The sequence below is a fragment of the Parabacteroides hominis genome (genome assembly GCF_014287585.1).
Taxonomy (GTDB): domain Bacteria; phylum Bacteroidota; class Bacteroidia; order Bacteroidales; family Tannerellaceae; genus Parabacteroides; species Parabacteroides hominis.
Map to the genome: position 1 here is coordinate 17,625 of NZ_JACOOJ010000016.1, position 14,338 is coordinate 31,962.

Consider the following 14,338-nt stretch of genomic DNA (forward strand, 5'->3'; position numbering starts at 1 on the left):
TTTTCACTCTTTTAAAATTTAACAGATAAACCAAACAACAAAGACGTTGTGATCGGATAAGAAGAACTTCCCATTTCCGGGTCCCAACCGCTCGGATATTTACTGATGCAGAACAGGTCATTGGCTGCAATATAAATACGCGCCTGTTTAATCGTCACCTTTTCAGTCCATACAACCGGCAATGTATATCCGAATGTAAGATTCTTCAAACGGAAATAACGGCCTTTAAACATCCAATAGTCCGACATTGCATAGTTATTGCTTGCATTAGCATACGTCAAACGGGGATAAAAAGCCTGTGCATTCTGGGCTTCCGTATTCTTTTCACTCCAATAGTTACCATCTATAATAGCAGGCGTGTTTCCCCAGTTTTCCCGTAACGGCTGTACCATTACAGTTGACAAACGTGCGTTCTGCCGACCTACACCCTGGAAAGCCAAAGAGAAGTCAAAGCCCTTGTAACCTAAATTCAATGCTCCTCCATATTGGAACCTCGGCAGGGAACCTCCCAACAGGACACGGTCATATTCCGGTGAGATCTTACCATCAGGTACACCGTCAGGTCCGGAAATATCTTTATACTTCACATCACCGAGTTGCACGTTATTATTTAATTTAGGACCATTCAAATCTTCTTCCGTCAACATCAGGCCGTCACTCAGATAACCATACCACTCATTGAACTCACTATCTTTCATTTTCACCTGGTCTCCTAAAAATTCCGTTCCGCCCAAATCGCCCATTTTAGAAACGAAATCAGAGAAATTGGCAGAAATGCCATACGTCAAATCACCGATCTGGTCGTTCCAGGCAAGTTCAAGGTCATATCCATTGGTATACATTTTACCGGTATTCCGCTGAGGATTGTCAAATCCGACATAATCCGGAATTTCCAAAGCCAACAACATATCCTTAGTCTGCTTATTATAATAATCGGCTGTAAAACGCAGACGATTATTAAAGAATGTAGCATCCAGACCGATATCGACAGAGCTTGTCGTTTCCCAAGAAATATTTTCTACCGCGTAGGCCCACTGTGCAGCTGATAGTTCAGGTACTATCGTTCCATTTTGATAAAACAAAACATCACTGAAATTAATAAATGCCTGATATGGATAATACAACGCATAACCGTCACTATCCGTAATTCTCTCATTTCCCAACGTACCATAAGAAGCTCTCAATTTCAAGAAGGACAACCAGTCTATATCCGTATTTTTCATAAAAGCTTCTTCACTCATTACCCAACCGGCAGAGAAAGAAGGGAAAACTCCCCAACGATAATCCGAATGAAAACGAGAGGATCCGTCATAACGCACATTCGCCTGCAACAGGTATCGATTATCAAAATTATAAGCGACACGGCCAAACCAAGATTGATAAGCCAACTGCACGGCACTGCCGCTATTATCCCGAAGCTCCAAAGGACCGATATCCAAATAAGGGAAATTATTAAGTTCATACTGATCGCGGGAAGCTCCTAAGTTTTCACCAAAATAACGATACGTTTCATAACCGGCCATCACATTCAAATCATGTTTGCCGAATGTTTTCATATAGTTGGCAATCCCTTGGATCGTCACATCGTAGCTATCATTTCTTTTTTCAGATAACTTTGTCGTATTATACCCTTCCATATAACCACCGATCGTGTTCGGATCATCTTCCAAAGAATAAGGAACAGCTTCACGAAAATCCTTGTTTTTTGTAAATGTATAGTTAGGGGCGATCACTCCGGAAATCTTCAATCCGTCAAGAGGGGTAATGTTTATAGCAGCACGTCCTCCCACCTTATTATACCATTCGTCTTTAGAACCGCCTGAGTTCACAAGCGCATAAGGATTATTACCGTTTTTACCACTGGCATATTCTCCGTTTGCCCAAACAGCCGGATAGATCATCGGAGCCAAACGCATATTATGGAAAGGAGAATAATAGGGCTGATGATTTTTCGTTCGCTTATAATTGAAGTCCAAAGTTGCCCCTAAATACTTATTCACCGTAAAATCATTATTTGCACGGATCATAAACCGTTCATAGAAACGATCTGCATACAAACCATCGACTTTGTCGTATACAAATGAAGCATTCGACTTAACGGCTTTCGAACCACCTGCCACACTAACCGTATGTGTCTGCCGGGGAGCAGATCCCTTTAAAATCAGACCACCCCAATCCGTCATCGGATATTTGTCCGGATCTGTCTGATTATATCTCTCCCAATTATTGACATCATCTTCAGAATAGGCCTGATTCCATCCCCCTGATTTATTATCATTGTAACGCAGCTCGTTGGTCGTTTCCAAGAAACGCTTAATACCTACATATTTCGGCTGTTTGGTCGGAATTTCCAAGCCATATTCGAAATTATAATTAATCGAAAGATCTTTTTCTTTTGCACGCTTTGTCGTAATCAAAATAACACCCGCAGCAGCACGTGAACCATATATGGATGCAGAAGCGGCATCTTTCAAAACCGACATACTTTCCACATCATTCGGATTCACATCATTGATACTTCCCGGTACGCCATCTATAATGACCAATGGGCTCGTGTCGCCGATGGTGGTGACACCACGCACTTTGATACTACCGGCTGCTGCACCGGGAGCACTATTGTCACGAGTCACCGTCACTCCGGCAACAGCTCCTTGCAATGCCGTTGATAACTGGGTTGTCTTACGGGAAGCCAAAGCATCGCCTTTGACCGCGGCAACCGCTCCGGTCAGATCTTTTTTCTTCATGGTTCCATAACCGACAACAACAACTTCATCCAGCATTTCCGAATCCTCTTTCAGGACAACAGCAAAAGAGTTGCGATTATCAACCTTGATTTCCTGCGAAACATAACCTATATAGGTTATCACTAATGTAGCACCCGGTGCTACATTAAGCGAGAACTTTCCATCGACATCAGATATCGTACCATTAGTCGTGCCTTTTTCCACAACATTAGCACCAATCACAGGTTCTCCATTGGCATCTTTTATCACGCCGGTTAACTGTTTAGACTGGTTTATACCGTCAGTATCGAACTTTTTCTTTGATAAAATAACTTGACGGTCTACAATGCGATAGCTTACATCCGTCCCATCAAACAAAACATTTAGTGTCTCGTTAATACTTTTCGAACGAACATTCATATTGACTTTCCTATCCGTGTCGACAGATTTGTCTGTAAATAAAAATGAAAATTCCGTATCTCTCTCAATCTGATCCAAGACTTGCTCGACCGTCACATTTCGGAGCGATAAATTAATGACTGTACTTTGCGAATACAAATTTCCGGCATGTAGCTGAGCAATCACAATAAATAGTAAAAGCAAACTTGCTCTCATAATATGCATCAATTTAAGTAAATAATATGGGGTATTTCCCCTTACTGATCTTGAAAAATTCATAACTTTGTATTTGGATTTAAAAACTTTTGTACGATTGGCGTCGTACTTAATTATTATTTCTTTAAGGCAAGTATAAGTTGGCGCTTATGCTTGCCTTGTTTTTCTTAATCTCGATTTAAGCTCTATATCATAATTATTTCTCCTTTCTTTAAAAATTCGACATATTCCTATTTCAACCAAACATCTATCCGTTGGCGCGGATAAGTATAATCTTGTTGTTGTTTCAGATCGGCGAAAGACCAGCTTATCGGTGCTGCCATACGCAGATAATCCAATATTTGTGTGATATTCTCCGACGAAAAAGTAGCTCTGAACTTATAGTCCTTATGACTTTCCCGATGCAACACGATATCGATGTTATATCTTTTGGACAGTTTTTTCACGACTTCTTCAAGCGTCGCATTACGAAAAACCAATTTACCTTCTTTCCAAGCTGTTTTCTCTTCAATATTGACAGTACTGGTAGTAAAATGCCCATCTTCCTTATTATAACAGACCTGTTCATTCGGTTTTAGCAGTATTGTACGGGAACCGGACATAATATCCACTAACCCGGTCTCCAATGTCGTTTCTATAACCCGGTCCTCTTTATAGGCATTTATATTAAATTTAGTTCCATGCGCCTTGACCTTTATTCCATTATCCAATGTGACATAAAAAGGATGTTCCTTATCCGACTGCACTTCAAAATATCCCTCGCCACTCAGTCGGACATTTCTTTCCTTATCCGTAAAACGGGAAGGATACTGAAGAGAGCTTCCGGCATTCAACCAAACTTTTGAACTATCGGGCAACAAGACCCGGGTGACAATCCCCGGAGCTGATAATGCTTCCAGATAGGAAACAGTTTCGACTTGTCTTAACTGCTGAGTATATAAATAAGATAATACACCAGTCGAGATAATTAAGGGTAACAACAAAATGGCTGCAATCCGTGATATGTAGAAGATAAAGGAATGCTTTTTCCGTTCCGCATCCAATCTCTTTCTGTTTTTCTGATATGCCGCCTGCACATCGAAAGATTTATATTCACAAATATCATTCTCTATCGCCTTAGCTATACGAATCGTTTTTTTTATATCATCTGTATGTTCTGTCATTTTATTTCCTCTTTTATTAATAGACACACAGGAGTGACAAACCCGACACACTTTTTATCTTTTTCTCTAAAAATATTTTTACATTTCTTATATTTCGCTACTTTTGCCAACATCAGAAGATATAGAATACTTCTAATTTAACATGAAAGACACTAACATTCCCGATATTGATCATCTCCTATGGAGTATTTCCGTAAATGATGACGAAGCCGCATATCGTTCTTTGTTTGAACACTATTATGCTGCTCTTTGTCTGTTTGCCAAACGCTACATAGAGGACCGGGATGTACGGGAAGATATTGTACAAGATGTTTTTTTCAATATTTGGGAGAAGAGAAAGTCTATAGCAACTAATATTTCCGCAAGGAACTATCTGGTCACTTGTGTAAAAAACTTAAGCCTGAACTATCTGAGAAAACAAGGCTACATACAGGACTATCAAAAAAAGATCATTGATAATCCCCCGATCTATTCAAACGGGGAAGAAGACCTGTATATGTTAAACGAACTGGAAACATTATTAGAACGAACTTTGGCTAAACTGCCTCCGGAATATAGAATGGCTTTCGAAATGAGCCGGATGGAACAAAAAAGCATGGACGAAATAGCTGAGATAATGGGAGTATCCGTTCGTACAGTAGAGCGCTACCGGAACAAAGCACTTGACATCCTGAAAAAAGAATTGAAAGATTATCTTCCGTTCCTGTTATTTTTTAACTGTATCTCATAATTTACAATAACCCCTATTTGGAACTTTTTCTATTTCGATCTAAAATGCCGATTATTTTGGTTTGACATTTTTACGCTGCTAATCCAGTTTTGCTGACAATCGAAAATACGGAGTCGGCAGGTAATGGATACAGGCAGTTTTTCCGACAAGTAAAAAAGATAAAAACCGACATTCCGGAAAACCTAAACTGTCGGAGAACGGCCTGTAGCAAAAAAATCAGGGGACGGATCCGAATATCTAAAACGGATTTCGGGGCTTTATCGTGACGACGACCGTCTTCGTTACGACAAAGACCGTCTTCATCGCGACGAAGTCCATCTTCATACGGAATGAAGACGGTCGCCATGGAGATAAAGACGGTCGTCGTCACAATAAATTGCGCACCTCATACCGGCGAACCACTTTTTCAGGCTTAAAAGCGGGATTTCAGTGCTATTTATAAAGGATGTGTAATATTGTCAAATAAACAATATTATACAATAACCTCCGAATAAATGGATATCCAAATCAAGAAAAACTACAGAAATCCCTGTCTTTTCAAAAAAACATCCGTCAACTTCCGGACTTTATAATAATCTTCCGTAAGCGGCTTTCTGTATAAAAAGATCGGATGCCCGGCACCTTCAAAGAGATGGAGTTCGCAATCCACACCCTTCTGCAAAAGTTTATCCTGATAGGCTTCGATCGTTTCGACCGATACGATAGGATCTTTCGTACCAAGCAATATCAGAGTAGAGGGAGTAGCTTTCGACACATGATGGAGCGGCGAGATTTGTTCAAAGTCCCTTTTGATTTCCGGAAAACCATAACCTCGCGAAACCATATCTATAACCGGATAATATAACACGGAGAGGTTCGGCCTGTAGCCAGCCGGAGCAACCTCATCACTCCCGATCGTTCCGAGTGCAGCAGCCAGATGACCTCCGGCAGAACCACCGGCTACGGCAATCTTATCCGGATCAAGCTGATAGTTCGAAGCATGGCTACGCAACCAGCATATCGCATCTTTGGCATCCTCGAAACTATCGAACGGAGTAGAATGATGCAGATATTCTATCCGGTAATCAACCGATACGGCCACCATTCCTTTCGAAGCATAATAAGCACATTCACGATAAAACTGAATCGGAGTACCTAATTTCCAACCTCCTCCGAAAAAGTATACAATAGCCGGTCTTTTTTCCCCAGTCTGCATATTCCGGGGCTTGAAGATATGAAGTGCCAAGGAATCCCCATTCTCTAATGTTTTATACCGGACGATTTCAGGAGAGAACACAGCTTCCGATGAAGCCAGTACTTTCTTCAGAGCTTCGAACCAGACAGTCGCCATCTTCTCCGCACCTGCTTTATTCGGATGTACTTTATCGTGTACCGTATATTCTTGCCAATTAAAGCCCTGAGCCTGATTTACCAAAAAGACTTGTCCGGAGTTTAATCCGGCAACCATTTCCACTATCTTCTCGTTCAATTCCGGTATATACGAGTATTTAGGCAGTTTGCCGCTTGGTATTACCTGGGCAATCAAAATACGAACATTCGGGTTGATCGCCTGTATTTTGTTGATAATAGATTTGTAAGAAGCAATCATTCCGGGAACAGGTTTCTCTTCCACAAAATGGTTGTGACCGGCATGAAGCAGTACGATATCAGCCGGATAAAGCCGGTAGATGCTGTCTATCTTAGACTCTAAAAACTCCACATTCTTGCCGCTGAAACCACAATGATTAAGCGTCCCGATCCGGCATTTGCTCTCACGGGGACCGATAAAATCAAACTGATACCCTGCGGTAAACAATTTCTCCCAAAGCGGATATAAATAGCAAGTGAAGAAATCCGCTCCTTCCGTAATGGAATCACCTAAGCCCATCAGGGTAAACCGTTCCTGTTTTTTCTCCTGTCCGGTGGCAGTGACGGAACAGCACAATAAAAAAAATAATAACAGATATAAATAAAGAGCTTTACGTTTCATGTTTTTTAGACTTGCAATATTTTATGGGCATATATTAAAAAGAGGGATGTCAAAATGTACTTGTCCCCGCGCTTGACGTGGGGACAAGTACATTTTGACACACACCCATACTTTCCTGATTATTGGACAACCGGTTTGTCTTTCAATATACCACCTTCGTTATAACGCTGGTTATTCGGCAGTCCTTTCTTGTTCACTCCTTCCTTCATCAATGTCTTCAAATCATCCAGATGAGAACGGTAAACACCACGAGGCGTCACACCATATTTCTTGCACAAAGAAGCGGCCATACCTACTACCTCTCCCATCATTCCTGTCGTACGCATCACACGGACTGTTCCCAATGCCACATGAGTTACACTGATATTACGGCCGGCCATAAACAGATTCTCTACATTGCGCGAATACAGACAACGATACGGAACGGCATACGGATGGATCAGGATATGCTTCGTTACTGCTTTGAACTCATTACCAGGGAAATGTTCACTGTTTTTGGGGTCCTGCCAATGCAAATCGATACTCCACGTAGTGGCGAAAGAGGCATCCTCATGCGCTACATTCTTCGTGATATCGTCTTCCTTTAGGATATAATCACCCATCAGACGACGCGATTCACGCTTGCCGGCTACATAAGCCACCCAACCTAATTTACGGTTCTTATACTGGTCGTTTTCCTTCATTCGGTTTTTCAGATAACTCCAGTTTGAATAGACGACCAGCATTCCATAATCACGGATGCGTTCGAAGTCTTTGATCTGGTCGAAGTTCATACCTGTCTCCCAGGTCCACTCTCCCATCATCACCTTTTCACAATTCTTTTCGTTGAACTCCACTCCATAGCTGAACTCTGGAAAAGGACTCGATTTCTTATTATCGACCGAGTACCACTGGACGGAAGAACCCATCGTCATCTTATCCGCTTTCTCTGGGGCTATGCTTTCACCATATTCATCCCGGCCTTCACGCCCCATACGATAATCTGCACCGGACAAATAACCGATTGTACCGTCTCCCGTGCAATCTGAGAAAAGAGGTGCTTTAAATTCAAGCTCTTTGCCGCTTTCGATGTGTTTGACTTTGACCGAACTGATTTTATCGGCTTCCTTTGTCACTCCTATTGCCCGATAGTTCAGGAAAAGGGTCACATTCTTTTCACCTGCCAGCCAATCCATCTTCTTCTGGTCTTCATAATATTCTGCAGGTTGCGCATTTCCACCCTTTTCCGGACCAAATTCTTTCTGCAAACCGCCAAGTTCCTTATAAGTCCCTTCTTCGATACGACCTCCTAAATGAACACGTATCTCCGAACTGTTATTTCCACCTACCACAGGGCGGTCATTGATCAGAGCGACCTTACAACCCAGGCGGGAGGCAGATACGGCCGCACTCATTCCTGCTATACCGGCTCCGACTACAACCAGGTCATACTCTCCGGCAAGCGGGGCTTCATCCGGCAATCCCAGGGCTTTACGGCGAAAAACTTCCAACTCCTTCAGTCCCGTTGGAGGCATCTTCCCTTCTTCCGTTGTAAAATAGATCGCATCACAACGACCGTCAAAACCGGTCAAGTCATGTAGTTTTATCACGGTTTTCGGATTCTTGACCGACACCTTTCCGGCTATCTGCCACATCCAGGAAGAACCTTCCGCTCCCAACGGGGAGGTCATCTTCTTTCCTCCGACTGACAGACTGAATTTTCCGGGTCCCTCGCCTTTTTTCCACGGAGATGTCCAATTATAGGTACGAACATATACATAATATTCTCCTTTTTCAGGAAAAGTCACCTCGGTATAGGCATCATCGACGGGTACACCCATCCCATGCGCCAAAAGGTAAGGAGATCCCATCAAATCCATAAACTGCTGGTCCACCTTCCAACCTCCTTTGTTACTAAAACTTTCAGCTTCGACAAAAAGGTCTGCCGCTCGGACAGTTCCTAAACTCAATAATAGTAATAATGTTATAAACGTTTTCATGATAAATATATTTACATTAGTCAATACTTCCAGCTTCCGGAAAACCTGATTTGCCAACACCCTGCTTCATCAAAGTTTTCAAATCCGATAAATATTTCTCATACACGCCTCTGGGGTCCGTACGATATTTCTTGCATAAAAAGGTAGCCATTCCTACCACTTCTCCCATCATACCACCAGTTCTCATAACCCGCACAGTACCCAATGCTACATGAGTCACACTTATATCCCTGCCTGCCATGAACAAGTTCCCGATATTCCGGGAATACAGACAGCGATATGGAACTGCATACGGCTTTATATCCTGTACATCGCAATAAGAAAGAAATGGTTCCTCTTTCATCCCCGGTATCGGTTTGGGATAATGGAGATCGACTCCCCAAGTCGTAGTGAATGTCGCATCTTCATACTGAATATCATTCAATATGTCTTGTTCCCGTAAAACAAAATCACCCATCAGACGACGAGATTCACGCTTTCCTCCTATATAAGCAACCCACGCCAACTCTTTCTTGGCAAATTGCTCCTTCTTTTCACTCTTATTCTTCAAAAAATCCCAATTACCGTAAACCGCACGAAGAGCATGATCCCGGATATATTCTATTTCAGTTATCTGATCATTGTTCAATCCGGCTTCCCAATCCCAGTCTCCACGGGTTATAGGAATACAAGTTTTCTCATCAAACCGGATAGCCCAGGGACAATCCGGAAAAACAGAAATATCACGGGTATCTTCAGCATACCATTGCACGGAAGTTCCCATGACTAATGAGTCTGGTGTTAAAGGGGCTCTGGGTTCACCTGTTTCCTCTTTACTTTCCCTTCCAACACGATAATCCGCTCCGGCAAGAAAACCGACTTCTCCATCTCCGGTACAATCAGAAAATAATTGAGCTTTAAATATATACTCTTTTCCCGATATTATATTTTTCCCGATGACAGAAACAATCTTATTTCCATTTTTTTTAACATCAACCACCTGTGTATTTAGAAATAAATTCAAATTTTCCTGATTCTGTAACAATGCAAGTTTCTTTTCATCCTCATAATTAGAAGCAGGTCCTGCATTATGAATTTTCTTTTCCGGATACCGACGTAATATTTTCATAATCTGCCGGCTCCTGACTGACGAAGAATCCCGTTTTGCTTCCCAATTATTCCAATGCCCGACAGGACCAAGTTCATCCACAAGATTTCCCAAATTCGGATAAGGTTGCTGAGCTATCAGCCCGGAAAGCCCAACACGAACCTCGGAACTATTATTTCCTCCCAAAACCGGACGATTCTGAATCAAAGCGACTTTACATCCAAGACGGGCCGCACTGACAGCTGCACAACATCCTGCAATACCTCCGCCGACAACAACCAAATCAAACTCTCCTGCATCTTCCGGATTTGCAGGTAGCCCCAACATATTCCGGCGAAAAACAGCCAACTCTTCTTTTCCGTCAGGAGGAAGCATCTCCAATGCCGAAGTAAAGAAAATAGCATCGCACCGACCATCGAAACCCGTCAGATCCCGTAACTCAATCCGGTTCTCACCAGCTTTCAACCTAATTGTTCCACCATCCTGCCAATGCCATTCCGCTCTCTCTGTTCCAAACGTCACCTCCAACGCTTTTCCATTCAGCAATAACTCGAAACGTCCGGGAGAACCCGTTTGCCCCCATTGCTTCACCCAATCCCTGGTCCTAACCCAAACACGGTATTTTCCACCATTTTCAACCCGGATCACAGTCGAAGCATTTTCAACCGGAACCCCTAATCCATGCGCCAACAAATAAGGAGATCCCATTTGTCCCATAGACTGATTATCCAAAACCCATCCTCCTCTGTAATCAAAACTTTCCGCTTCTACAAATATGTTATCCGCTTTCAGAGGAAAAGATATGATCAGTAATATAATAAACCACCATTGTTTCATAAAAATCAATATTTATAAATTATGAAAAAACACACCTATGTTACAAAATCAGTTGTCCTTCCTCTTTCAATCTCTTCCTCAAATAAGAAGTATCAATCTTATGAACATCGTTCTTTGTTTGCTCGATCGCGTGCGTGGCAGCCATTCCTGCCGCTTCTCCCGTCACTAAACAACAAGGCATCACACGGGTACTGCCAAAAGCTTGTTCATCTGTCGATATACAACGGCCAGCCGTCAACAGATTCTTAATTCCCTTAGGAGTCAGACAACGATATGGAATGCCATGAGATTCCCCTTTTTTATAATGCTCAGGTTTATGTTTTCCGCTATGGACATCTATATAATAGCAATTACGGCCAATCTCATCTTCAAATGATTTCCGCTGTCTCCAATCTTCAACCGTAAAGATATAATCGCCCTCTATACGTCGGCTGTCCCTGACTCCAAGCAGTGAGGCCGTTTTCACTACAAAAGCATTGGAAAAGGTAGACGGCCGGACATCTTTCATGGCTTCCAGATACTGAACGGCTTTCTGCCGTCCCAAAATCATTGCTTCAGAGATCGCCCACGGGTCTGTCGTGTCGACCGTCATATGCCCCGCATTACACTGAATGACATCCGGGCCGACCAGGTTATTACAGAAATGAGTATCTACCAAAGGATATTTTCCCGACCGGACCGCTTTATAGAGCGGTGTACTTTCATCCTTCCAAACATAAAGTGTCGGCCCATTTATATAATCATAGGAATCGATGTTTGCAAAAGAAAAGCATAAACTGGACATCTGTACTGAACCTTTCTCATCATATCCACGCTTGAAAGAAGCTCCTGACCAGGCTGCCAGATCACCATCTCCTGTCGCATCTATATATACTTTACCTTTAAAAGCAACCAAACCAGCCTTGTTCGATACTATAATCGCATCAATAGTATCATCCGACGACATCTCGACCGCAGCCAAACGAGAAAAAAACAATACTTTAGCCCCGGATTCCGTTACCATCCGATCATAAATGGACATCAGATATTCAGGATTGATACTCACCCAATCCAATTTATTTTCAGGTTCATGAGGCACCCCCTTCTTTGATTCTCTAAAAATCTTCTCTGCAAGTCCCTTATATATAATATTTTCACCATCGGAAAACGGACACCAAGCAGGAACCATTCCGGCTGTTCCCATTCCTCCCAATTGCCCCATCGCTTCTATCAACAAAGTTTTTGCTCCTTCACGAGCCGCAGCAATAGCGGCCGTACATCCGGCCGGACCGCCTCCGACTATGATTACATCCCATTGATCGTCCACTTTTATTTTAGGACGTTTCAATGTCAGACTCTTTTCCCGTTTCTCTGAAACCGACTGTATCACCCCCGGCATAGTAGCCATCGCTATCACCGCACCGGCTTGTTTAACAAAGTTTCTTCTGTTAGTCATAATGATTGCCATTTTTATTGGAAAAAGAAAGGCATTTTATTTTTCTTTTCGGATCCATAAAATGCCTTTCAAAATATATCTGATTATATTTTAATAGCCCGGATTTTGCTTCATATTTTTATTAATCAACATTTCTGTTGCAGGAATTGGCCACAAATATTGACGTTCATCCCATTTTCGTTCTGCAATTACAGCCGCTTTTCCTGCCGCTTCAATTTTTGAGAAATCGGCTAAACCGTCTTCATCAATCTCCGGAGCAAAAGGCCAAAACCAGTCACCTGTATTTACAACTTTTTCTATCAACAACGATGATGGATACAGCATCATATAGAATTTCTTACTCATCACCTTGCCCATCAATTTCCAACGAATCAAATCCATATAGGAAACTCCTTCCATAGCCAATTCCATACGTCTTTCTACACGCAATTGCTTTCTCAACACAGATTGATCGGTTGACGTAAAAGCCGGATACTGATCTACTGCTGATTTGTCAACCCCATAAGCTCTTGCACGAACTTCGTTCATAGCATCCAATACTGATTGATCGATCTGATTCAATTCTATTTTTGCTTCTGCATACATTAAAAGAACATCTGCATAACGAATCATAATTTTGTCAGGAGCAATATCATAAGAATTATCCAAACAATTTTCATCTATACCTTTTTTACGAACTAAACCATTATAAGAAGCATACTGAGCATTAGCACGTGTGTCGTTATTTGTAATCATCTTTCCCGATTTATAGTCCATCACTTGCAATGCTTCCGGATGAGGATTATATTCTATTCCCATAAAATTTTCTCCAAAAGGAACAATCGACATACTACAACGAGGATCGCGATTTTTAAACGGGTCATGCGGATCAAACAATGGAGATACATCAATTGGTAGCCCATCTGTACAAACATACGATGCAAATAGATCCCATGTAGGTGTTGGCGTTCCCCATCCACCATGATTACGAGGCAATGGCCCACGAATGTTTATTTTTACACCAAACTCAATAGATCGAGGAATCAGAAAGATTGATTCTTTTGAATTAGCAGTCAACGGCAAAAATAGATCTCCATAATTTTCATGCAGTTCATAAATTCCTAAATCTATCACGGCTTTAGCTGCCGTTGCTGCTATTTCCCAATCTCCCATATACAAAGCAAAACGAGCCTTAAAAGCCAAAGCAGCTCCTTTTGTTGCACGAATTTCCCCTGAATAAGAAGTTGGTAAAACCTCTGAAGCTTTATCAAATTCATCATAAACAAATTGTTTCACCTGTGTCAACTCAGTACGGCCCATGCCTAAACCCTTATCTATATCGATTTCATCTTCGACCAAAGGTACAGCTCCAAACTTTGAAGCCAATTTTGAATAAGCACAAGCGCGATGAAAATGAGCCTCTGCTACCAATCTATTGATAATACTCTCTGATGCGCCATTATCTAAAGCACGTTGATATTTCAAAATCACACTATTGGCACGAGCAATCACTTTATATTGATTTGACCACAAATTTTTGACACGAGCATCTTGCCCATTTAAGGTTGCACTCATAAAAGGGGTCATATTCTCTCTATACACACATTCACCAACCCAATCTGTAGAAGCAACTCCTTCGTCATCCAAAGGCCAAAAACTATCACGATATAAATCGTTTACCGCCATCTCTATCTCTTTCTCACTTGAATACCAGTTTTCTGTTGAACCATTAGCCAATGGATTCAAGTCCAAGTCATGACAAGCAGATAACAAGACAACTCCACTAAACAAACTGATTATTATATTTCGTTTCATAATATT

Annotated in this window: 8 protein-coding genes; 1 reads left to right on the forward strand and 7 read right to left on the reverse strand. The window is 41.9% G+C overall.

All coding sequences use genetic code 11. The features are described 5' to 3' along the window. Positions 1–11: 11 nt before the first annotated feature. Positions 12–3,338 (reverse strand): TonB-dependent receptor, encoded by a 3,327-nt coding sequence (locus H8S65_RS10350; RefSeq protein WP_186929909.1) that lies wholly within the window; start codon positions 3,336–3,338, stop codon positions 12–14. Positions 3,339–3,568: 230 nt separating this feature from the next. Beyond that, positions 3,569–4,501 (reverse strand): FecR family protein, encoded by a 933-nt coding sequence (locus H8S65_RS10355; protein ID WP_186929910.1) that lies wholly within the window; start codon positions 4,499–4,501, stop codon positions 3,569–3,571. 142 nt (positions 4,502–4,643) lie between these two features. On the opposite strand from H8S65_RS10355, the gene H8S65_RS10360 reads away from it, so the two are divergent. After that, positions 4,644–5,231 (forward strand): RNA polymerase sigma-70 factor, encoded by a 588-nt coding sequence (locus H8S65_RS10360; RefSeq protein ID WP_186929911.1) that lies wholly within the window; start codon positions 4,644–4,646, stop codon positions 5,229–5,231. Positions 5,232–5,748: 517 nt separating this feature from the next. Here the strand turns inward: H8S65_RS10360 and H8S65_RS10365 are convergent. The 5 genes from H8S65_RS10365 to H8S65_RS10385 all read right to left on the reverse strand — a co-directional run bounded on the left by H8S65_RS10365 (position 5,749) and on the right by H8S65_RS10385 (position 14,332). Beyond that, on the reverse strand, positions 5,749–7,200 hold the full coding sequence (locus H8S65_RS10365; RefSeq protein WP_186929912.1) for an alpha/beta hydrolase fold domain-containing protein: 1,452 nt from the start codon (positions 7,198–7,200) through the stop codon (positions 5,749–5,751). Positions 7,201–7,319: 119 nt separating this feature from the next. Next, positions 7,320–9,179 (reverse strand): FAD-dependent oxidoreductase, encoded by a 1,860-nt coding sequence (locus H8S65_RS10370; RefSeq protein WP_186929913.1) that lies wholly within the window; start codon positions 9,177–9,179, stop codon positions 7,320–7,322. 16 nt (positions 9,180–9,195) lie between these two features. Further along, positions 9,196–11,103 carry an FAD-dependent oxidoreductase gene (locus H8S65_RS10375; protein ID WP_186929914.1) on the reverse strand — a complete coding sequence of 636 codons (1,908 nt, stop codon included), beginning with the start codon at positions 11,101–11,103 and terminating at the stop codon, positions 9,196–9,198. A gap of 40 nt (positions 11,104–11,143) precedes the next feature. Next, entirely contained in the window at positions 11,144–12,538 is a 1,395-nt protein-coding gene (locus H8S65_RS10380) for an FAD-dependent oxidoreductase (RefSeq protein WP_186929915.1), read from the reverse strand. A gap of 90 nt (positions 12,539–12,628) precedes the next feature. Continuing rightward, entirely contained in the window at positions 12,629–14,332 is a 1,704-nt protein-coding gene (locus tag H8S65_RS10385) for a RagB/SusD family nutrient uptake outer membrane protein (protein ID WP_186929916.1), read from the reverse strand. Positions 14,333–14,338 lie beyond the last annotated feature (6 nt).

Excerpts from the sequence above, each read along its gene's own strand:
- H8S65_RS10375 (WP_186929914.1), bottom strand. The coding sequence starts at position 11,103 with ATGAAACAATGGTGGTTTATTATATTACTGATCATATCTTTTCCTCTG.
- H8S65_RS10370 (WP_186929913.1), bottom strand. The coding sequence starts at position 9,179 with ATGAAAACGTTTATAACATTATTACTATTATTGAGTTTAGGAACTGTC.
- H8S65_RS10365 (WP_186929912.1), bottom strand. The coding sequence starts at position 7,200 with ATGAAACGTAAAGCTCTTTATTTATATCTGTTATTATTTTTTTTATTG.
- H8S65_RS10360 (WP_186929911.1), top strand. The coding sequence starts at position 4,644 with ATGAAAGACACTAACATTCCCGATATTGATCATCTCCTATGGAGTATT.
- H8S65_RS10380 (WP_186929915.1), bottom strand. The coding sequence starts at position 12,538 with ATGACTAACAGAAGAAACTTTGTTAAACAAGCCGGTGCGGTGATAGCG.
- H8S65_RS10355 (WP_186929910.1), bottom strand. The coding sequence starts at position 4,501 with ATGACAGAACATACAGATGATATAAAAAAAACGATTCGTATAGCTAAG.
- H8S65_RS10385 (WP_186929916.1), bottom strand. The coding sequence starts at position 14,332 with ATGAAACGAAATATAATAATCAGTTTGTTTAGTGGAGTTGTCTTGTTA.
- H8S65_RS10350 (WP_186929909.1), bottom strand. The coding sequence starts at position 3,338 with ATGAGAGCAAGTTTGCTTTTACTATTTATTGTGATTGCTCAGCTACAT.